Source organism: Halosimplex yunnanense, from assembly GCF_054504345.1.
Genome location: NZ_JBTJEL010000025.1, coordinates 20,123 through 42,201 on the forward strand (window position 1 = coordinate 20,123; position 22,079 = coordinate 42,201).

A 22,079-nucleotide genomic window follows, 5' to 3' on the forward strand; every position below is an offset into this window, starting at 1 on the left:
GTCGCGAGCCCCCATGAAACAACGAGAGCTCTCCGTGCTGATGGCCGCCCTGTTCGTGACGAGTTTAGTCACGGGTCTCGTCACTGCAAGCCCGCCACGGCCGGGCACGGAGGGAAACGGGCTCACTGAGAATGAATCAGCGACGCTGTGGTCTCGCGATGCGGACAACTACATCAGCCAAGAAACGTACCGCCAGCGGTACGGCGAGAATCGCTCCGCCATCCACCAAGTTGCGAACGGGACAGACATCACGTTCAAACGCCCGCCGGCGACCGCGGCAACGTGGACCCGGAACGACTTCGAGGACCTCGACGCCGGTGGGGCAGACACGTCCGTGCACCCGTCGCACGCGGACCTCGAGGACGGTGTCTTCATCGAGGATGCCCACGCCACAATCTTCGCGGTCCAGCCCTCCACGCGCGGGCATCTCGAGTCCGGAGAGACCCCACTCTACATCGCGCCGAACGGGACGATGCGGGGCTTCGTCGACTATCGGGTTCGTGTCCCGAACGGCAGTTCGTCCAGGAACACGACCATCCAGTGGTCGCTCACGGAGCACGAAATCGAAGAAGTCCGGCTGAAGAAAGACGGTGAGACCATCGCGACCCAGGACGGGTCCCATACGCCAGCCCTCGACTACCAGCTCGAGGATGACTGGAGCGCGAATCTCACGCTCGAAGCGGAGATCAGCGTCCGGCTCAAAAAGACTACCCGGATCGACCAAGGCAACCGGACGGACGTCGACGTCACCTACCGGACGGAGTCACGCAACGTCTCGGACTCAATCGACGTCGAGATCTACGACCTCTCGGCGTATCCCTACTACGCCGAGTATCCCAACGGTGACGCTGGCGTTGCCATCTTCCAGTCCCGGCCGTGGCAGGGGTATACCCTGACCGAAGACGGTGATGCGAGAGTTCGTGGCGTCTGGCGGTTCTACACCGCTCGGAACACCAACTGGGATACGCTCGTCAGGTCGAACCGGACCGACAGCGCCACCGTCGAGTCTGACGCGATCCCCGTGTACGTCCACGCGTACCCTTCGCGAATCGGCCCGCGTGCTGAACCAGTTCGCGATGGCCCAGAGATTATCGACACTTGGGGAACTGACCGACCGTCTCCGGTCGGGACTCTCGGTGAGAACATCAACATCGACATCGTCAACCAGTCGTACACGACGACATACGGTGTTGCGGTTCGCGCCGAGAGCGTCGACCGCGACGCGCTCCAGGTAGCAGGTATTGTGCGGGGAGTGAATGCCTCGATTGTGGCACCTGACGCTGGCTCCGAGCGGCAGCTCCGGCGCAGTAATCTGACTGTTGAGGTTCTCCAGCAAAACCAGTCACAGGCGACACTGCGGATCGAACTACGGGACAATCAGACTGGCGCCCCGATCACGCTTGATGATAGCCGCCAGTACCCGATTGGCGGAACCACCCGAAGTGGTTACATTACTGTCGCAGACCAGCGTGTCGAGACCAACGAATCCGGCGTGGCAGTCATGACGATCGACGAGCCAGGGATCTACACGGCCCGCTACCATCCAGGTTCGTGGATCGGCCATAATCCCGCGTACGTGAGCGATTCCGCGACGGCGCGCTGGCATCCCCTCGGGACTATTGAGGGCTGGTTCGCCCTCATCTTTGAGGTTGGCTGGCAGCTCCTGCCGTTCTTCGTGATGTTCTACGCCGGCAAGCGACTCCTGCGGATGTTTGGCGCAGAAGATATTTTCGGACAAAACCAATGACTCAAGACAATCCCCACATCAGCAGACGGATCGCCCTCCAAACAGTCGCCGGTGCCGCTCTGGCGAGCGTGGCCGGGTGTCTGGATGATAACGGAAGCACGCCCCCAGATGGTAGCGAAAGCCCATCGAGTGGATCGGGTGTGTTCCAGCAGGTGACCGTCGACGGGACAGCACTCGTGGTCGAATTCACATCAGATTCAGAGTTCGACCAGATCAACCTCATACAACCGAATGGGGAGTTGTTCGGTCAGCGGGAAGTGGCTGCAGGCTCACAGCAAGTGTCCTTCGACCTTGGAACATCCTACGAGCCAGGCGAGTACGAGGTGTTCGCTCTCAGAGATGAGGAAGAGGTTGGGAAGAGCTCGGTGACAATCCAGCCGGACCTCAAGATCGTGGAGATGGGGACTGGCAGAAACCAACCTGAGAAGATGTGGAACGGTTCGGAAAACGAGATCAAGGAGGAAGCGTTCGTAACTCTCGAAAATCAGGGGACTGGTCCCGATGCGGTTACAAAACTGCTCTTCATCGGTGATGTTCCCTATCCGTCCGACGAGGAGGGGACGAACTATGCGGATGATGAAGATGTAAGCGGGATCTATGACCCCAAATCAGATTCAGAAGTTGAACAGGTCATAATCGCCCCCGGAGAACGAGTCACGATATACAGTTCGCGTTCACCATTCGCATTCGTTCCCGGAGCAGGTACGTCCTGTTCAGAGGAGGCGAAGACTGGTGAGTTCGACCTCATCCTCGAAACCCGAGTTGGAGGAGATTCAATCACCAAAACGTACAGTATCCAGTATTCAGCGTCCCAAGAGTCCGATAACTGCGAAATTACCATCAGCGAGGGCTAACCATGGTTGATCTTATCGACATCGTTCTGGAGGGCTTCAAAGAGGTCGTCGATTGGGTAATTGGCCTCTTCATGGACGGCCTGCGGTCCGGATATGAGACTCTCTCTGAGGAGATGTTCGGGACGCCTACACCAGAGACAGATGGTGCATTTGTGTTTGGCAATCCCAATAACGCTCCTTGGCCAGCAATTCAGGATGCACTGGTCGGTGGCGAGATAATGCTGATCTCGCTACTTCTGCTCGTGATGTGCGTCCAAGGTCGTCACACAGTACGGATCTTCAATATCGGGAGTGCTTACGAGTCCAGACGCACCAAGAAAACCGCTTGGGTCGGTGCATTCCTCATCATCACCTGGTACTGGGTGAGTATCCTTGCACTCTACATCGTGGACGGGTTCACGATTGCCCTGATGCCGAGTTTGAGCTCTCTGGGTGATGCGATGCTCAACTTCTTGGAGGTCTCCCTCACCAATCCGGGGCTTTCATTCGTCTTTGCTCTCATTGGAGGGCTCTCGATGTGGGCGTTAGAGGCGCTCTACTACATCCGTGAGGTCTTGCTGTACGTCTACGTATATGGGATGCCGATTGCGTTCGCTCTTGCATATGGGAACATTCCCGTCCTCTCCGATATCGCCATGGGGTTCAGTAAGCGATTCGTGCCATTAGCCGTCCTGCCTCTCCCGGCAGCGGTAGTTTTCAAAGGATACGATCTTCTGTACTCTCAGAACGCAATCTCCCCAAGTAGCCCATTCTTGCGGTATCTGGTTGCCGCGTCACTCCCCCTGATCGCACTCTACCTGACTTGGAAGACGTTCAAATACGCGACCCCGTTGACGGCCAAAGTCGTCGGCGGTGCGACGAAAGGCGCAGCACTCGTCGGCGGTGTCGCCGCCGGGGCCTACGTCGGTGGCGCCGGCGTCGCGACGACCGCCGCTCGGTGGGGGCCGAAAGCCGCCGCTGGCCACGCCGTCGCACAAAAAGCAGCTGCCCGCGGTGGACATGGAACGGACGATAGCGGGACGCCATCGTACCGTCGAACAGAGAATGACCCAGGTGGAGCGACAGCGGAATCGACGAGTGACGACCGCGGGATGGACTTTGATCGAGGAATCCACTAACAATGTCAGCAGATCAAGACGCAGCCGCACGGCGCATCATGGATCAGTTCGGCGAGGAGAGCCGCATCCCGTATCTCAATATCGAGGAAGGTGACGTCGGCATGCTCATCGCCTTCCCCATTATTGGGCTGTTTCTCGCGGGCCTCACCGGGATCGAATCGCTCGCCCTCCCGTTCGTCGCTGGCGGGCTCGGCTTTGGCGTCGCCGTCATCTACGTCTCACCAACCCACCTGAACGCCTGGACGTGGACCAAAGACGTCTATCGGTACCTCAAACGGCCCCAGGTCACCTTCAGTGCGCCCGCCGACGCCGACACCAGTACCAACGAGTCAGAGCGTAACGAGGGCGGACTCGCGAACTACACGCCGTTCAAGCCGGACGAGCGAACGCAAGATCTCACAAACATCAAGCGGGCGTGGCCGGGCGCTGGTGCCATCCAGCGTGAAGACGGCGCGATGGAGGCGTTCATCGAGATCGATCCAGCGAACATGGACTTCGCGATGTCCGACGACTGGGCGCAACTCCAGGATGCTGGCGAAGAGTTCGCAAACAAAGAGCTGGACTCGAAGCTCAAACTCCACGCCACAACCCGTTCCTTCCCCGTCGAGCAGATCACCGAGACCATCGAGGAGCGCCTCACTGACGAAGACGTCACAGAAAACCCGATCTTCCGGGAACTCCTCGAGGAGTACCGGGAGACCCGACCGAAGGAGATGCGCGACCGGGGCATTCAGCAGGTCCGGTACTACATCGGCGTTGAAGTCAGCCCGATAGAAGTGTACGACCGCTTCCGCGACGAGGGCACCCCCGCCGAGAAGCTGACCCAGTTCCCGGTCATCGGCTTCCTGTTCAACCCATTCGTCACCCGCCGCGAGGACCTCACCGACGTCGAGCGCCGTGTCCAGATGTTCGAGAAACTCGACAGTCGCGTCAACGACGTGCGCTCCGAACTCATCCAGCAGGCGTCGGGATGGTCTGCCCGCCGGCTCAGCACGGTCGAGCTGTTCGTCCTGAATATGGACTTCTGGAACGGCCGCGAACACGACTACGACGAGGCGGAACGTGTCGTTCGCGACCAATCGATCATCGGCCACTCGCGCCGGGAGGACCCACACGATGCGTAACTTGATCCTCCAGACTGGTGGTGGCGCGCTTGGCTCCGTCGCTGGGTGGCTCCAGAATCTCACACCAGCAGAGAGTGCAGTACTTGCCCTTGTGGTGGGTCTCGGCCTTGGCGTCGGCAGTAAGTACCTCTGGGACCGCTTCACAGCGGATGATGAACCAGATGTGGACTTCACCGATGTCCTCGATGAGGAGACACTTACAGAAGGTGAGGCCGAACGCAAGCTCCTCGACGACATCTCCGAGTCGCACAAGACGGTCACCGCGCCCGGAGCTGTCGAGTGGGAAACGCGAGCCGCACGGGTCGGCGAGCAGTGGACGACGACGCTGTACATCGCTAACTATGCCGACTATCCCAACGACGGGTATCTGAGCGACCTCTTCGAGCTGACCGACGTGCAGTTCGACCTTACGGCTCACATTACGCCGAAGAATCAAGAGCGAGCCCGCAACGAACTGCAGGACATCGCTGACGACCTTCAGGTCGATGCTGACCTCGAACAGAGTATCCGGAGTGCCTATCTCCAAGAGCGCGCCAACGAGGCCGCAGCGACGTACAAGGCCGTCGAGAACGGCGCGAACGTCTTCGACCAGGGGATGTTCATCACCGTGCGGGCCGACGAGAAAGACGAGCTCAGAGACGCCGTCCAGACGGTCAAGAGTGCACTCCGTGACGACCCGGCGAACCTCACGCCGAAGACCGCCATCTGCCGGCAGGACCTCGCCCTCCAGTCCGCCGCGCCCATCGGCGACAACGAGTTCGGCCGGACATCAATCGCGCTCGGCGGCGCCGTCGGGGCGTTACTCTCCTCGCCGCACAACGCGACGATTCTCGAGGAGGGCGGCGTCGAGTTCGGGATTCACAAAGACAATCAAAGCCCCGTGGTCATCGACCCGTTCGCCCGGGACAACGGGTACGCGATGTTCACCGTGGGCGATACCGGCTCGGGGAAGTCGTTCAGTTCCAAGCAGAACTTCATCCGCTCCATCGAGCAGAGCAAGGACCGTATCGGCATCATCCTCGAGCCGTTGAACAACTGGGCGGGGGTCTCAGAGGCGCTCGACGCCAAGCGAATCACCGTCGGCGGGACGCTCGGCCTCAACCCCCTAGAGATTCGGGAGACACCCGAACACGTCCAGCGGGCGATGGGCGAGGACGCCAGCCCGTTCAATGAGAAGCTCGACGACGCGATGAGCTTCCTCACGAACTTCTTCGCGCTCCGCGGCATCTCACTGGGCGACCGGCGGACGACGCTCGAACTCGCCCTCAAACGTGCCTACAAGCGTCAGGGCATCACCGACGACATCTCGACGCACAGCAATCCGAGTCCGACCATCCGCGACATGATGGATGTCTTCGAGGATATGGTCGACGACCCTGAGGAGTTCGTCGTGCGGTCCGACGAGGAGGCAGGGAAGATCAAAGAGGACGCGACGTGGTTGCTCGATCAGCTTCGGCCCTTCGAGGACGACGGTCGCCACGCCAATCTCGGTCAGGAATCAGATTTCGACATCCGGGACGAGAAGGTCATCTACCTCGATCTCGCCCAGCAGGAAGGCAGCGTCGACAGCAGCACCGCGCTGACGATGCAGCTACTCATCTCGCTGGTGTACGAGCGAGCGAAGGTCTCAGACAAGGAGGTCGTGTTCTACATCGACGAGGCCCGCTACATCATGCAGGACGCGGCGAGTCTGGCGTTTCTCGAGACGGTCTTCCGCCACCACCGACACCACGACCTTTCGATTCGGCTGGTCACCCAGACCGTCGACGAGTTCTTCGAGCACGCCGAATCCGAGGCGATCCTCGATCAGTGTGCCGTCAAGCAGTTCCACCGTCTCGACGGGATGGACAAGGAGTGGGCCGACGAGTTCGGTCTGAACTACGCACAGATGCGGTTCGTCCAGGATGCCGTTCCTGGTAACGAGGACGCCGGCTTCTCCGAGGCCCTAGTGGGCGTCGACGGCGAGTGGCGTGGGATCCAGGTCAAAGCGATGCCCAAGGAGAAACAGGTAATCGACTTCGAGCCAACCGAGCAACGGCGAGACTCACTCCCCGGGACTGGTGAGAATGCTGTGGACGCGGAGGTGCAGGCGTTCCAAGACGATATTGAAAGCCGAGCGACCGACAACGGACAACACACACCTGAGCGGACGCCAACAGAGACTGATGGTGGCGCAGCGGGAGGTGGTGACGATGCGTGAGTACCTCCGCGTGACGCCAACATCCGAACAGCTCGATTCGGAGCGGCTGCCACAGGCACTGGAGAGCCTCCACAAACTGACCGCAACGGACTCCCCAGGGCTAGCCGACAAACTGAACCCGCTACATAGCGAGACCCCGCCCCGATTCGAATTTCTCGCGCTCAGCGAAGGTGCGGATGAGCCCGTTGAGTTCTACTACGGGGCCGACGACCACTTGGACACTCTCAAGAAGCGTCTCCGGTCGATCTATCCCGCGACGTTCGACATCGAACACGTCGAGGTCGACGTTGAATCCCGACTCGTGCAGCCTGTCGAATTCGACCGAGAGACCTTTGTCGATCAGTATGAGTCAGGCGGACTCCAGTACGAATTCGGACCTGACGAGCAATACGAACTGGCTACTGACGACGAGAATCAAACCGAGCTAGCAGACGCCGACTCAGCCGCGGATGGAGGAACGGACGCCGATCCGTCTGCCCACCGCATCATCGAGTTCGGAGACACCGCCCTCAAACTCGCCCCACCAGATACGATTCCCAGGGATGAGCCGGTCACGACGCTTACGAAACCAACGATGACATCGGAGGGAACGGTACTCGCCCGGCCAGCGACCGAGACCGTCTCCCCGCTCGGCGTCCGGTGGCAGGGCTCAGCGACCCGGAAACAGGACTGGATGTCTTCGCTTTCGCCGTTCACTGACGACGATGCCGACGAGAGTCCCGACGCTGTCGACCAGCCCGGCAGTGCGCTCGCGTCACTCGTCGATGACTTGACGGAGGCAAGCGCGCCAATCGCGTTCCAGGTCGTCTTCCAGCGACACGAGAGCTGGCAGGGCGATGCCGAACTTCGTAAGGAAGATATCATCGATGGCCGGGATACCTGGCCGCAGCGGTTTTTCGGACCAATCTTGGAGAGTGACGACGGTTCCGACAGCCGAAGCCGGGAGGAATTGCGTGGCACACAAGCAAAACGCGTCGGAGCCATCGAGGCGAAAAACCCGAAGCGCTCGTTCACCGCGAATATTCGCGCCCTTGGCGTTCCAGCCAGTGATGACGGGCGGGAGATACTCGACGAGCGGTTGCAGTCACTCGCGTCCGTTTTCGATCCACTCGACGGGCCGTACTACGAGGTGGAGGCCGAACGGGTGCGCGACAACGGCTTGCGGCAGGCCAAGAAAGAACAGCACGCACAAACCGCGCTACAACGGCTCTTAGGCCGTGAGATCACGACTGGACGTGGAAAGACCCGACCGGAGTTCGTGCTGAGTGGCCGAGAACTTGCGCACTTCGTCCTCGTCCCCTCCTCGGAACAGCTGACTGTCGAGGGGGCACGTGGGACGCGTGCGGAACAGCAGAGTCGGAATCCGTTGCCCCGTCCGCATCAGGACCTCATGAGTGAGTTTCGAGACGGGATGGCAATCGGGTATGCCCTCGACGACACCGGCGAGGCCGAAGACGTGCCGACACACATTCCACCCGGACTGCTGCCCACTCATTACGGCCGATTCGGAACAACCGGTTCTGGGAAGTCGAAAGCCCTCATCAACGATATGCTGTCGCTGTACGACAACACCGAGGGGCCGACGATCCTCATCATCCCGAAGAACGACGACATGGCCCAGAATTACATGCGGGCTCACGCGCGTCGGTTCGGAATGACCGACCTCGAAGCAAACGTCGTCCACTTCCCGATCCCGGACGTCCTCCCCGGGTTCTCGTTTTTCGATCTCGAACCGTCGATGGAGAGCGGACGGCGCCGCGAAGACGCCGTCCAACGGAAGGCCGACCACTACGAGGAGATTTTGAAGCTCGTGATGGGGACCGACCGCTACGAGCGGGCGACTGTGGCCCCGACTCTCATCAAGACACTCATCAAGGCACTGTTCGACGAGGAATACGGACGTGAGAACGGGCTGTACCGAGCGTCGACGGACTACTTCGCCCACCGACAGCTCGAACACGTCGTCGACCAGCTTTGGGAGGCCGGACCACCGAACGAAAACATCGGCGACGCTCCACGGTCGAGCGACGAGGAAGTCACGCGAACGATTCGACGGCAGCTCCAGTTAGATTCGAACACCTTCGCGAACGTGATGGGCGGCGTCGGAAACCGACTGGCCTACATCTCGCAAGATACGCACCTGCGGCAGATCTTCAATAATACCGAGAACCAGTTCGACTTTCGGGATGTCCTCGACGAGGATACGGTCATCCTCTTCGACCTCGGGGACCTCCGTGATGACGCCGCCCGGATAATGACCGGGGTGATCCTGACCAATCTCGATGCAGCCCTCAAGGACCGCAAACAGGCGCTCTCCCAGCACTCGGACGACTACGTCGTGAACCTGCTCGTCGACGAGGCAGCATCGGTCGTAGTCTCCGACATCATGAACGATCTCCTCGAGAAAGGGCGGGGATTCCGGCTCTCAGTCGGCTTGTCGATGCAGTTCCCCGAACAGATGGAGGCTGAAGGTGGGCGGAAGATCTACCTGAACGCCCTGAACAACATCGGCAGTTCGCTCATCGGGAAAATCAACGTCGACCGGGAACTGGCGCGAGCGATGGCCCACGAAGAGATGGACCCCACGGATTTCGCTAATCGGATTCGTTCGTTACCACGAGGGGAGTGGATCGCCAGCCTGCCGAGCCCGACGTTCGGTGAAACGGGGCCGTATCCGTTCAGTGTCGAACCACTCCCGATTCCACCGGGCCACCCCGAGAGCGAATTCCCTCTCACAGCGCGTGAAGAGGAGGAGTTCACTGAGACGCTCTCCGCGATGCACGAACACATCAGTGACAGACACGGTGTGCCAGCTGAGCTAGACACCGCAACAACGAGCACACCTGCCGACGGACACGATGTCCTCGATATTGCGAGCGATGACCTGGACGGTGCGATTGCGAAGGTTGTCCGGAGTCTCCAGCTTCGAGAAGGATGCCGTGATGAGAACGGCTGGGTGGCCGTCGAAGCAGTCGACGACGAACTTAGACGACACTTCGACGACGTCGACGCCGAACCGCCGTCGTATGATGCACTCGCGGACATTCGAGAACGATCACGATACCTCGATACGACTGTCGATATCGACGCCGACGAACTCCGAATCCGGCTCACTGAAGCCGGAGAGGAGGTCGCGATGCCCGATACTGGTGGCGTGCAGGCAGCTGGGGGGAGTGACCACGACGCAGCACTCCGCCAGATCGAAGAAGAGCTCACCGCACTCGGCTTCACGGTCTCGATCCTCGCACAGGATGGCAGCGAGAAACCTGACGCGAGGGCGAGCCACCCCGACGTTGCCGACCGATTCGCCATCGAAGTCGAAACGACGACACCCGAGAATCCCGCAAAGGTACTCACGAACCTCCGGAAAGCCCAAGAGGCAGGGGATATCCCGCTGTTTGTCGTTCGACCAGGAAACGACGAATCTGAATGGGCCGAGCGTGTCGACGGCATTCTCACGCCACCCGTTCGCACCCTCCAGAATGGTGAGACACGGTTCTACACGACCGACTCGAATCTCACGTTCAACGGCGGAGCGACCGAAGAAGGTGGGGTGACGGCCGTGCGACCGGCGAACGGCGACGAGAACGGGACTCAGAACATCTGGCAGCGTGATGGCGACGAGATCGTCCTTCGTGATGCTAGCGGGACGGAACACATCCGTGTCCCGTCGCTTTCGACCCTCTCGAAGGATCGCGTGCCAGCCATCTACAGCTACGACCACGCTGCCGACGAGTACGTCGTATACGAGCACGGTGAGCAACACATCTACGAGACAAAATCGGCGTTCGAAGATGACTGGATTCGCATCAAGAAGCCGTTCGTTCCGGAAAACGAGTTCTCTATCCCAGAGTATAGCCGCGACAGCTACGGAATCGTGATTCTTGGTGATGAGGGGTCACCGGTCGTCTACACGGACGGGACAACGAAACCTCTCGCAACCCTACTTAATCACTCAACCGTCCAGAATGAAGCTGAAGGAGACTCCGAAAACGACGACGAAGATAGTGGCCAAGCGGAGGATTCCTCAGAGCGAAATCCCCAGACTGGCGGGAGTGAGCCCGACCTCGAGGCGGACGATTTCGAATCGTTCGTCGATGTGTACGTTACCGAAGACGAGGACGCGAAACTCCCGAAAGATGATCTCTATAATGCGTATCGGATCTGGGCAATCAGACACGACAAAGACGTTCAGTCAAAAGCGTGGTTCTCCCGTTCTCTCGGGGATTTCGTGACCTATGACACGAGTCGGATTCGTCAAAACGGGAGCCGCGTGAACTGCTATACAGGTATTTCGCTCACGCCAGCAGGAAAGCAGTTGATCGAATGAGGAAAAATCTATGAGGCACTTGAATTCGAGACAACTCAACACAAAACCGACCGAAGGCGTGGCCGGTCAGGGGAAACAACCAGTGACAGCACGGGAAAAAGTGAACCTAGAGTTGATTCCCGGGTATCGACCGAGGAAATCGCAAGACAGAACCGCCGGTCAGGGCATCTGGGAAGGCCAACAGTATCTACCCCCAGATGACCATACGAAATCGCAGTACGGCGCCGCTGGTCAGGGGAAACTAAAGAGAGATACTCTCAACCGTATCAGTGGTCAGGGGAAAAATCACCAGACGGCGAAGCTGGTCAGGGGAATCGCTGAGCGAAAGCCAACTAGGATAGAACGGGGGGTCCCCGTTGGGACCAAGGGATTGGATCGAGACGTAGAGCAGCGTGAATTCTGTGCTGGCTCAGAGCCAGTGAGAGCCATGCGAGGTGCTGTATGAGAATGAGTGACCCGATCGTCGACGAGCCGGAGGCAATTCCGGAGACATTGCGCGAACGCAAGCAGTGGGTGTGCTGGCGCGAAGAGGAGCGAGACGGCAAGCCGTCGAAGATTCCGGTGACACCGGGGGCTAGGGGGTTCGCGTCATCGACAGAGTCGGAGACCTGGGCGAGTTTCGAGGCAGCACTTGAGTACACCGAGACGGCACACGCCGATGGCGTCGGATTCGTGTTTACCGACGGCGATCCCATCGTCGGCGTCGACCTGGACGACTGCCGTGATCCTGAAACCGGCGACGTCGACGACGCGGCGCTTGATATCATCGAACGACTCGACTCCTATACGGAGGTATCGCCGTCCGGCACCGGCTATCACGTCCTGATCACCGGCGAACTCCCGGAGGGGCGGAATCGCCGCGGGAGCATCGAACTGTACGACACGGCGCGGTTTTTCACCGTCACTGGTGACCACGTCGAGCGGACACCCACACGCGTTGCACGTCGACAGGACGCGCTCGTGGCGATTCACCGCGAGTACGTCCAAGACACCGAGAGTGACACAGCATCCGAGTCCGAACAGCGTGGTGGCGCTGACGACCAATCAACAACGATCGGGACAGCGGACGTCAACGTTGATCTCGAGGATGAGGAACTCCTCGAGAAAGCAACGAATGCGTCGAACGGCGAGAAGTTCGAGCGGCTCTGGAACGGGAATATGGTTGGCTACGACAGCCAGTCCGAGGCCGACATGGCGCTGTGCTGTTTGCTGGCGTTCTGGACCGGCGGCGACCGGACGCAGATGGAGCAGCTGTTCCGTCAGTCAGAGCTCCATCGAGAGAAGTGGGACGAGGTCCATTACGCCGATGGGTCGACGTACGGAGAGAAGACCGTCGAGCGAGCGATTGCGACCACCTCCGAGTTCTACGACCCGGACACCGCCGATGATACCGAAGACCGCGACACCAGCTCTGCCGAATCGTCTGCCGACGCCCGTGACGATTCAGAGCGGAGTCGCGCGTACCTGACCGAGAAGAATCGGCTGTTGAGCGAGCGCGTCGACGAACTCGAGGCGACGCTCGAACAGAAAACCGAGCGGATCGACACCCTCGAAGCAGAGATTGAGCGGCTCACCGACGAACTTGCCACCCGTGACCAGCAGGATGGGCAGTCCCAGGGCGAGCAAGCCGCTACCACAAGGGAAAGTAGTAGCGAGTCAGAGACACGATCCGTGTGGGGACGATTATTCGGCGGGCGTTCAGAGTAACGGTGCGACCGCGATGGAGCGTTTTTCACCCCGGTCAGGGGTGACGGGGTATCGAACTGCCCCGGAACAACATATGCATTCTGAGCGACAGCGCGACCCAAACCGTCGTATCGACCCCCTCCCAGCCGAGTCCGGCGCAGCGACAGCGCCATGGGCCGACCTTCGACTCGACGTCCCCAACGACCGGCGTGACGAGTCGATCGTGGCGTTCGTCGAGTGTGTCCTCGTCGAGCTCACCCACGAGGACGTCGGTGCCGAGTACCGGTCCTCGAACGCGTGGGGTACAACAATCGATCAGTACGTCGCCGCCGAGGCGACTGGCCAGCAGTTCATCAAGCGTCGGTACGACGAGCGCCTCGGGTGGGACGAGACGCAGATCACGCGTGAAGCGGTCCGCGACAAGCTGGTCTGGCAGCTCTCACGCTCCGGGTCGCTGGCAACGAATCGAAGCCACGCCAAGCCAGTCACCAAACCAGATACGTTCAGTGTGAAGCCCACGCAGCAACTGCGACCGGATTCAGGATACGAGGAGCGTTAACCAACAAATGCGAGAGACTTCGGAAAGTGTTGGTTAATCATAGTGAGAGCCTGAGTCATTCACCTGCCTGTCAGCTCTCCAGCCTGCGGGTTTGTCTGCGCCAGAAGGCGTGAGGCGCGCTCGAAACGCGTCCAGCGCGTGAGCTTCTATGACTGGACCTGATATCCTCGACGACACGACAGACGACTACGAACGACTCGAAACCGAACTCGTTGCCCAGGACCGGGATGCGGCCCGGGTCTCGACGGCGGACATCGACGAGCGGAGTGCCCGCCACCTCGTGAATGATCTCATCGAGGACGATATGGTGAGGCCGATCCCTGACCAGCGAGTCCTCGTTCACGACCCCAGTGGCGAGGCCTTCGACTCGATTATCCAACTCGCTGTATTCCATCGCGGCTGGCAGGCCGCCACCGACGCCGACCCGGAGGACGACTGATGCAACAGACACTCTCGGGGTGTGCGTTTTGCGAGGCCCGCCCCGGCGCAGAGATGGGCGTGGCGTATACGTGGGGGAAAGACGAACGGGTGACGCACCCGATCTGTGTCGACTGTGCCGTCCAAGAGCGGCCGGTTCCCGAGGAGCGCGATCACCACGCCTGCGATGGGTGTGGGCTCGTCGTCGACGTCCTCGCGGCACTCACCCGCTTCCGGGTGGAATTCGGCCATCTCGAGGGGCCGCTCCAGCTGTGTGCGCGATGTAGTCCTGGCGGGCCCGCAACGTATTGGACGCGCAATCTCGATCAGCATCTCGTCCGAGAGGGGGCGTGAATAAGTGACTCCGTGGAATCCCACCTACGTTTTTATATGACCCGAGGGCCTGGTTTCTGACAATGAGAACTGCTGAGTCGACCGCTCTGGATGCTGCCCTCGATCTCGACGCCCTCCAAGCTGTCCTCCGGGAGCACCCGATCCGGCTCGCGATTCTCTTCGGCTCTCACGCCACCGAGACGACCCACGCAACGAGCGATATCGATCTCGCAGTCGAGTTCGACGACCATCGGCCATCTGATCGGAACTACAACGACGTCTTCCTCGGGTTGAGTGCCGACCTCAGTCACGCGCTCGAGACGGATGACGTGGATCTCGTGGATCTCCACACGGTCTCGCCAGCACTTGCGGCAGCGATCTTCGAGAAGGGGATCCTTCTCGTCGGTGAGGAAGAACACGCGGCCGAGCTTCGCCGCCAGCTCACGCCAAGCGAGTCCGACCAGCAGTCCCCTCGCGACCGACTCGATGCGGCGCTGGACAGAATCGACGACCATCTCGGCGACGGTGATGCTGGGGTGCCAGCCGCGGGCGAGGCAGAGGACGACGGATGACGGACGAGGGATTGCCAGCGGATCGCCTCAACCGGATTCTGACCGCTGTCGAAACCATCGACGAGAGTTTGGGGGTCCTCGCACGGAAGCAGCAGATCGGTCGCGAGGACTACAAAGCTGACTCAGATACGCGTGATATCGTCGAGCGTCGATTCGTGAAGATGACTGAAGCAGCCATCGATATTGCCGAGGAACTCGTCAAACACGAGCGCGGGCAGCCACCGGCGAGTAATCCGGCATCGATGCGTTCACTCGGTGAGATCGGAGTGCTCTCTGGATCACTAGCCGAAGAGATGGCACAGGGCGCACGGTTCCGGAACGTGTTGTCCCACACCTACGGGAACATCATCGATCACGACGTCGTTTACAATGCGCTCCAAGACCTCGAGCGCTATCGAGCCTTCGTGCAGGCCGTCCGGGATTACCTCGAATCCACCGGTGTGCTTGACGACTGACGCCGTCAGAGCCAAACGGGATTGTCGGCTCGGGACTTGACAGCGAAAGCCTGCGAATCGGGGCTGAAGTGACGGCTGGCACTGTTGGGTGCGCTCCGAATACAGCGAACGCCCTCGGCCGCTCGACATCCCACGCCCCACGCTGCGCTCCTCGTGCCTCCGGTGCTAGCGGGGTCGGGGGGACGACCGAGACGGCCTCGCCCTTTCTGAGTCCACCAGGACGTCGGCTGGGTCACCGAGCGTCGAGGGCGGATAAACAGGTGGTTCGATACGGCCCGCCCCGCTCGCCGCTGCCGCCCTCCGCGTCGCTCGCGACCGACCATTCCGGGCGTGCGGGCGCTCTCCGCACCGCCCGCGCCCGTTCCGGGCTAAAATGGATGTGCCCTCGACGCCAGCGGGTATCCCCGTCGGTTGCGCCCCTTGCGGGCTTTCGCGTTCCAGCGCTTGGTGCCGCCTGCGCTGTCGCGCGCCACACCGCGGCGCGCGTTCGCGGCGACAGTCGCCCTGGACACGAACCCGCACATCGGGCCGGACACGAGCGGGCATATCCCGCTGGCCGCTCGCTCCGGGCGGGTCGGCGCGCGGTGCTGGCTGGTCGTCCGCCTCGGGCGCGCTCTCGCTCGCGCCCAAGGGCGCTCGCGAAGGCGCGAGCGAGAGCGCGCAGACGAGTCTGTCGGTCGGTGTCGTCGATGAGAAATCCGCGATGTTGTAGCATCGCGGTGTCGGGCGCTGAGCGCCTTCAGGAACCTGTGAGTTCCAATGTCAAGTAAGAACGTCACCACGGATGTAGTTTCGGTCGATGAACAGGCTTTCGAGAAACACGATGACGCGGAAGTCGACGAGGATGGGTTCGAGGTCGTCGACGAGACCCCGGAGTTCCGGGCGACGGTCGACATGGAAGTGCAGGCGAAAGTCGATTCCAACCACCCAGACGCGCGGGTCGAGGAAGGCCCGGATCACCTGTTCGGGAAGACCCTCGAACAGGAAGAGCGCATCGAGGCACGGGAGGCCGAGCTGGAGCACATCAGTGCCCAAGCGGAACTCAGTCAGCAGGAAGGACGCGCGAAGCGGACGCGGGAGGTCGTCGTCGATCAGTGTGGCCGGGACGAGCCCGAACCGGTGGAGCGCACGGATCCCCGAGAGAAACTGACACAGGAGGAACTCGCGGAAGTGAACAAGCAGGCGATGCGGATCAGCGACGAAGTGCAGGGCGGCTGGTCAAGAGCGGTCGTCGCCAAGCAGCTGGCCGAGAAGGTGCAACGCGGCCAGGACGTGACAAAGGCGGTGCTGGAGACGTTGGACGAGCAGAAGGCGGTCCCCGGTGCAATCGTGCCCATCGCGGATGTGCCGGACGTCCCAGTCGGGGAGGTGACGGTCGAAGGAACTGTGCAGACCCTTTGGGAGCCGAGCAGTAGCGCCATTCAGCAAGTCGGGCTCATCGAGGATGAGAGCGGCCGAACGAAATTCACGGTCTGGGAGAAGAGTCGGAAGACGATAGTTCGAGAAGGGCAGACGGTCAGATTCAGGGCTGTGAAGAAGAATTGGTACCAGGGTCGGTGCAGTCTCGCAATCACGGGCTGGAGTCGGATCGAATTCCCAGAGCGCGGCCGCTGGTGGGAATAGCCGGGGCGACGCGCCCCTTTTTTGCTGGTGTGTACGCGGTCACCGCCACCTCCCACCACCTCCACGGTCCGGGCTGCTCACGGCGCCAAGGCGCCGTTGCGCGGCCGGGCTTTCGCCACCGCAATCCATCGGTGTCAGCGCCGTCCCGCGGGGGTGTGTATGTGCCCCCTGATGGGTGAGGGGCACTCCGAGAGACGCGATCCACGAGAGTCCCCTCGTGCGTATCCATGGCAACAAGAGACATCTACGAGACGACGTTCGACGAAGACATCCAGACCGACACGAAGTCGAATCAGTGTCCCGAGTGCGAGGGTCGGGTCACCACAAATGCAGTCGAAACCGTCTGCGAGGAGTGTGGGCTCGTCGTCGAAGAGCAGCGGATCGACCACGGACCAGAGTGGCGAGGATTCGACGACGAGCGGGAGCGCACGGGCGCTCCGTTGACGGCAGCGCGGCACGATCGGGGGTTGTCGACGGAGATCGGCCGCGGAACCGATGCAAACGGGAACGAACTCCCCAGCCAGAAGCGACGCCGACTCGCCCGGATGCGACGTGAACAGACACGTGGGCGGTTTCAGTCCAAAGCTGAACGCAACCTCGCACACGGACTCGGTGAAGTCCGCCGGATCAGTAGTGCGCTCGAGCTATCCGAGACGATCCGTGACCAGGCGTGTCGGCTCTTCCGGAGCGCCCAGAACGAGGACCTCCTCCGCGGGCGGTCGATTGAGGCGATGGCCGCCGCGAGCGTCTACGGGGCCTGTCGGTGCAACGGGCGGCCGCGAACGCTGGACGAGGTTAGCGAGTCGGCACGCCTCGAGCAGTCGCGAGTCACAAATGCCTACACGACGCTGAACACGGAGCTTGCCCTGCCGGCCCAGCCCGTGACGCCCAGTGCATTCGTCCCGCGATTGGCATCGGAGCTCGAGGTCTCCGATCAGATCCGGCAGCGGGCCCGGCGGTTGGCCGAAGCGTCCGAATCAACCGGAGCCACCACGGGGGTTCGGCCGTCTGGATTTGCCGCAGCCTGCCTGTACAAAGCCGGGCGCGAACAGGGACGGTGGCTCACCCAGTCGGACGTCGCGGAGGCCGCAGATGTCTCACCGGTCACCGTGCGAACCCACCGCGACGCGCTGGACGAACTGGCTGTGTAGAGCCCACGCTGTTGATTTTCGGTTGTATGCATGTGGGCTGATTGATGTGAGAACTACCATTTAAACCTGAAGGCGAAGCATGATACGGCCAGACCACTCTATGAGCGACCAATACGCCGACTACGAAGCCCTCCGGCCCATTGGCGAAGCGACCCACGTTCCCGACGACCAGATCGCCAATGGTGGCGAGCCCCGGCGGCAGCGATCTGGGAGCGGTGACGCGGGCTATCCAGACGACCCGACACCTTCGGAGGCCGAGTGCGAGTCTTGTGAGGCGTCGATCCCCGCCGGCCAGTCGAAGTGCCGGTTCTGTCTCACGAATCATCTTGATGTCGACGACGACCAGGAATCATCAGATGCCGAACAGACACTCCTCCACATCGTCCAGGTGCTCGTCGAGGCAACAACATTCTACGGCGCCGTTGCAAAGGGATCGGCTGCGACCTCTCTCCTCGCGAACTCGGATTCCGATCCCGCGGTCGATGACTGCCAGCTCATCTACGATCTCGATGAGGCGCCTGCCCGACAGCTTGCCGACCAGTGGCCCTCGCTCCCCTCAGCGGTACGGGTCACGTCCGACTGTGGTTCCCAGCTGCTCGCGACCGCTCGTAACCGAACACCATGGACAGAAACAACGCAGTCGCGCCACGTCGACGAGCACGCGACGTTCCTCTACGACGAAACCGGAAGTGGGATTCGCGGCGAAGATCGTCTTGCAAGCCTTCGTGAGGACGCAGACGATGACCTCTGGCTGGTGCCAGCGATTGCGCTCCATCGATCCATCGCAGAGACCAATACTGAACATCCACGACGCGAGCGCCCGAATAGAGAGCCCCTCGAGTGTCGGGAGTGCGATCGGGAGACCGAGCATCGATTCCACGAATTCGAGACCGTCCCTGACGACGAGTGGAGTGGCCAGCCCATGTGGGACTGTCAGCGGTGCGGGACGCCCCGCTACGGGCCAGAACTTGACGCAGGACAGTAGAGGCAGATCTATCGAATCCTCACCAGCTGATACGTTTTGTTCCCTCACCGGCCAGTACAGTTCAAGGAGTGACCGGATTCTACCTCCAAACAAACACCAGAAGATCCCCCGAACACATTAGGTAGGTGAGATAGTATCGACCGTACAGGCTATCCGGACGAGGTGAAAAACAGCTCATGGAACTCAGCGAGCCCGGGCAACTTGCGTGCCCCCAGTGCGGCCACCTTCTCAGGGACGAACCCGAGGAAGTTGTCCCAACAAAGAGGGAGGCTCGGCAGCCAGCGGACGAAGACGACAGCCCAATCCGCATCCCCTTCGTCTGTCCCACGTGCAAAGCGCCGCTTTCAATTGTGATTGAAGGAACTCCAGAAAGCGGAGTAGCTGTCAAGATGGAGGACCCCTGCGAAAGCTAGCGGCACTTTGACTGAGCTCCGACCCCATCCAGCTTGATCGGAAGGAACAATCACCACCTGACGGTTTCAACAGCATTACAAACGACAATCAGAGCCACGCGTTCTATGACGCTGTTGAATCATCGGCCTTTGACCACCCCAGTACCTCTTCACGCACGCTGGGGACTTAGCAGGCTTTCATCCCATCAGAACCGTAGAGACGGTATCAGATTAACCACCAGACCTTGATCTCAGTTCGAATCCGTTGGGTAACGGAAAGCCAGCTCGCGACCACCCCGGCTGCCCTGCTGACTTCCTGTCGGTGTTTTTTCGCGCCGAGAATCGGCGGAGGCGCACACATGGATCCACGAGATACCCCCGGCTACCGGCTACACCGCGCGCTCAGCAACCTCACTAGTATCGACAGCGACCAATTGGAGCCCGCCGACCGAGAGCGAATCAGCACAGCAACGACGCTCCTCAATCAGGTGAGTCTCCTCACCCGACCGGATGCGACAGCGGACGGTGACGCCCACGAAGAGTCCTGACCGCACGACGCGTCGGCAATGCGGCGTCCTGTGGCCGCCCCAGCGTGAGCAGTTGTTTACCCCCTGAGGAGGTGCGGGGGCACGAGAACGCTCCCGAGGACAACCCATGGCAACACTCCAAGCAGCGACGACATCGACCGGCGCGCTCGTAACGGACCCACAGGCCGTCCGCCATCTCTGTGAGAACCACTGCTTCGGGACGCTCAACTGGGAGGTGGACGACGACAGCGAACTCGTCATCTGGGGCTACGACAGCTTCGAGGTGTACGAAGCCCGTGAGAACGGGCTTCCCGACTACGACGGCGGCATCGTCACCCACGAGTTCCTCCGGTCGCTTGCGGAGTATCTCGAACCGGACGAAGAACTCGACATCCAGACAGCCGGGTTTACCAAGTGCCGATTCCCGGTGCTCGCCAAACGGTACGTCGTTCGCGACGGCGAGGTTCTGTACGCGGACCTCAGCGGCCTCGAGCCGATCACCGAGTAGCTGCTGGCCAGCCGCCGCTTGTGCATAGAAGAGTATATCGGGGGCCGAAGGGGGTGAGCCCCCTCGCGGGGGCCGGTCGTGAAACCATGTCCGAACAATCTACCGACGACCCGTTCGAAGACTGTGAGCTAGACCCCGAGGCGATCCTCGGAACACGAACCTACGAAGACGTCCTGTTCACCGAGGAAACCGAGACGCCCGTGAACGTCCTGACCGGTGAGACACCCGAGCATTCGCAAGCCACCGTCGACGAAGCTCGAGCCTTCGCATCGTGTATCGACACCGACACACCCCAGATCGCCCTGTCGGCATCGGTCGAAACACAGATCGAGACTGCGAGTAAACCGTACACCGCCGCCGCGTTCTTCCACTTCAAGGCGACCGGATCGCTCCAACGCCACCGCGCCTACCACGCCGCCTACAAGTCGGATGCGTTCACGGTTGCGTTCGAGGCAGACTACGCAACCGGCGATCTGACGATCATCGTCAAGAAAGTGAGTGAATCGGAGCGAGACAACTACTAGCAAGCGCTGCTTCCGGCGGCGTTTATCGAGCGCCGGCGATGGGTGCCGGCGCACCCAGGAATGAGGCAGCGTGCAGTCAGGGGCGTCGGCAGCCCGAGGTGACAACCGATGCATATAGTCATTTACACGCTCGTAGAGGCATCGACAGAAAACGACGCACTCGCCACCGGCAAGACGGTGTTCGATCGACTCGTCGGCGCCGTGCCACACGCCGGCGCCGTCTTCGACTACTACGTCGCGTTCGATGAAGAAGGGACATCGGTCGCCGGCTCGGCCCGATGGGGTGACCTGCCGGTCGCGGCACCTGTAGACTCCGATGAAGGCGGAGAACTGCTTGAACGCGGTTGGGAGGCAACCGAAGCGGAGTTCCAGCGGAATCTCGACCGGGTGAAGGAGGCACTCGGTGACCTCAGCGATGAAGAGATTATGCGCGACGAGGATCTCGCCCGGCACGCCTTCCACCAGGTCGGCGCGTACGACGGCCCTTCCGTGTTCCTGTACGACGAACACGGGAGTGGCATTCGGCATCGCGGCCAGTTGGACCGAATTCTCGACGAGAGTGACGATCTCTGGATCGTGCCCGCCGACGTCCACTTCTAACAGATGCCCCGAATCACAAACTGGCGGCGCGAGAGCCGCACTCCGACGCTTGCGTACCGGAATACCGAGACTGGAGCCCGAGCCGTTTTGCATCGGGCACCGGACTCGTACCGATACAAATGGCGTGGCGCGATTCTCGTCGACGGCTATCCGGTGTGGTCGCGTGGATGCGAGACGAAAGAGGCGACCAGGTTCCGGGACATGCTCCGAAAGAGGACAGCGCCCGAGCTGAGCTGTCCGGAGTGTCCGAACGACGACGTTGTCGTCGGCCAGAAATCAGCTGATGGCGCGAACGTACAGCGGTGGTTCGACTGTCCCGACTGTGGCTACGAAGGTCGTTCGAAAATCGTCTACGGCGCTGAACGGTGAGGAAG

The 22,079-nt window shown here is 61.0% G+C and carries 21 protein-coding genes; all 21 read left to right on the plus strand.

Annotated elements, in window-relative coordinates; translation table 11 throughout:
• Positions 1–13: 13 nt before the first annotated feature.
• The 21 genes from AB2U09_RS01365 to AB2U09_RS01465 all read left to right on the plus strand — a co-directional run bounded on the left by AB2U09_RS01365 (position 14) and on the right by AB2U09_RS01465 (position 22,074).
• Complete coding sequence (locus AB2U09_RS01365) at positions 14–1,747, plus strand: DUF8186 domain-containing protein (protein WP_459190895.1); 1,734 nt, start codon at positions 14–16, stop codon at positions 1,745–1,747.
• A complete protein-coding gene (locus AB2U09_RS01370; RefSeq protein ID WP_459190896.1) occupies positions 1,744–2,601 on the plus strand; it encodes a hypothetical protein in 858 nt (285 codons plus the stop codon). Before AB2U09_RS01365 ends, AB2U09_RS01370 begins: the two co-directional genes overlap by 4 nt.
• A gap of 2 nt (positions 2,602–2,603) precedes the next feature.
• The gene (locus AB2U09_RS01375; RefSeq protein WP_459190897.1) at positions 2,604–3,719 is read left to right on the plus strand and encodes a TrbL/VirB6 family protein; all 1,116 of its coding nucleotides are present in this window, start codon (positions 2,604–2,606) and stop codon (positions 3,717–3,719) included.
• A 2-nt stretch (positions 3,720–3,721) separates the two neighbouring features.
• A complete protein-coding gene (locus AB2U09_RS01380; protein ID WP_459190898.1) occupies positions 3,722–4,843 on the plus strand; it encodes a TraC-like domain-containing protein in 1,122 nt (373 codons plus the stop codon).
• Positions 4,836–7,043 (plus strand): VirB4 family type IV secretion system protein, encoded by a 2,208-nt coding sequence (locus tag AB2U09_RS01385; protein ID WP_459190899.1) that lies wholly within the window; start codon positions 4,836–4,838, stop codon positions 7,041–7,043. The genes AB2U09_RS01380 and AB2U09_RS01385 overlap by 8 nt, the downstream gene beginning before the upstream one ends.
• The gene (locus AB2U09_RS01390) at positions 7,036–11,373 is read left to right on the plus strand and encodes a type IV secretory system conjugative DNA transfer family protein (protein WP_459190900.1); all 4,338 of its coding nucleotides are present in this window, start codon (positions 7,036–7,038) and stop codon (positions 11,371–11,373) included. Before AB2U09_RS01385 ends, AB2U09_RS01390 begins: the two co-directional genes overlap by 8 nt.
• A gap of 447 nt (positions 11,374–11,820) precedes the next feature.
• The gene (locus AB2U09_RS01395; RefSeq protein ID WP_459190901.1) at positions 11,821–13,080 is read left to right on the plus strand and encodes a phage NrS-1 polymerase family protein; all 1,260 of its coding nucleotides are present in this window, start codon (positions 11,821–11,823) and stop codon (positions 13,078–13,080) included.
• 202 nt (positions 13,081–13,282) lie between these two features.
• The gene (locus AB2U09_RS01400; RefSeq protein WP_459190902.1) at positions 13,283–13,618 is read left to right on the plus strand and encodes a DUF8030 family protein; all 336 of its coding nucleotides are present in this window, start codon (positions 13,283–13,285) and stop codon (positions 13,616–13,618) included.
• A 148-nt stretch (positions 13,619–13,766) separates the two neighbouring features.
• Positions 13,767–14,057: a DUF8069 family protein gene (locus AB2U09_RS01405; RefSeq protein ID WP_459190903.1), complete on the plus strand. Its 291-nt coding sequence runs from the start codon at positions 13,767–13,769 to the stop codon at positions 14,055–14,057.
• On the plus strand, positions 14,057–14,389 hold the full coding sequence (locus AB2U09_RS01410; protein ID WP_459190904.1) for a DUF7558 family protein: 333 nt from the start codon (positions 14,057–14,059) through the stop codon (positions 14,387–14,389). Before AB2U09_RS01405 ends, AB2U09_RS01410 begins: the two co-directional genes overlap by 1 nt.
• A gap of 62 nt (positions 14,390–14,451) precedes the next feature.
• Positions 14,452–14,940, plus strand: a complete 489-nt coding sequence (mntA, locus tag AB2U09_RS01415; RefSeq protein ID WP_459190905.1) for a type VII toxin-antitoxin system MntA family adenylyltransferase antitoxin — start codon at positions 14,452–14,454, stop codon at positions 14,938–14,940.
• The gene (gene hepT, locus AB2U09_RS01420; RefSeq protein WP_459190906.1) at positions 14,937–15,395 is read left to right on the plus strand and encodes a type VII toxin-antitoxin system HepT family RNase toxin; all 459 of its coding nucleotides are present in this window, start codon (positions 14,937–14,939) and stop codon (positions 15,393–15,395) included. The genes mntA and hepT overlap by 4 nt, the downstream gene beginning before the upstream one ends.
• 759 nt (positions 15,396–16,154) lie before the next feature.
• Positions 16,155–17,018, plus strand: a complete 864-nt coding sequence (locus tag AB2U09_RS01425) for a DNA-binding protein (protein WP_459190907.1) — start codon at positions 16,155–16,157, stop codon at positions 17,016–17,018.
• A gap of 227 nt (positions 17,019–17,245) precedes the next feature.
• A complete protein-coding gene (locus AB2U09_RS01430) occupies positions 17,246–18,169 on the plus strand; it encodes a transcription initiation factor IIB (protein ID WP_459190908.1) in 924 nt (307 codons plus the stop codon).
• 100 nt (positions 18,170–18,269) lie between these two features.
• Complete coding sequence (locus tag AB2U09_RS01435; RefSeq protein ID WP_459190909.1) at positions 18,270–19,154, plus strand: biosurfactant protein 1; 885 nt, start codon at positions 18,270–18,272, stop codon at positions 19,152–19,154.
• A 176-nt stretch (positions 19,155–19,330) separates the two neighbouring features.
• Complete coding sequence (locus AB2U09_RS01440; RefSeq protein ID WP_459190910.1) at positions 19,331–19,567, plus strand: hypothetical protein; 237 nt, start codon at positions 19,331–19,333, stop codon at positions 19,565–19,567.
• 338 nt (positions 19,568–19,905) lie between these two features.
• Positions 19,906–20,094 (plus strand): DUF8012 family protein, encoded by a 189-nt coding sequence (locus AB2U09_RS01445; RefSeq protein WP_459190911.1) that lies wholly within the window; start codon positions 19,906–19,908, stop codon positions 20,092–20,094.
• 106 nt (positions 20,095–20,200) lie between these two features.
• Positions 20,201–20,581, plus strand: a complete 381-nt coding sequence (locus AB2U09_RS01450) for a hypothetical protein (protein ID WP_459190912.1) — start codon at positions 20,201–20,203, stop codon at positions 20,579–20,581.
• A gap of 86 nt (positions 20,582–20,667) precedes the next feature.
• Positions 20,668–21,105, plus strand: a complete 438-nt coding sequence (locus tag AB2U09_RS01455) for a DUF8025 family protein (RefSeq protein WP_459190913.1) — start codon at positions 20,668–20,670, stop codon at positions 21,103–21,105.
• A 108-nt stretch (positions 21,106–21,213) separates the two neighbouring features.
• Positions 21,214–21,705, plus strand: a complete 492-nt coding sequence (locus AB2U09_RS01460; protein ID WP_459190914.1) for a DUF7995 family protein — start codon at positions 21,214–21,216, stop codon at positions 21,703–21,705.
• 3 nt (positions 21,706–21,708) lie between these two features.
• Positions 21,709–22,074, plus strand: a complete 366-nt coding sequence (locus AB2U09_RS01465; protein WP_459190915.1) for a DUF7568 family protein — start codon at positions 21,709–21,711, stop codon at positions 22,072–22,074.
• Positions 22,075–22,079: the final 5 nt, after the last annotated feature.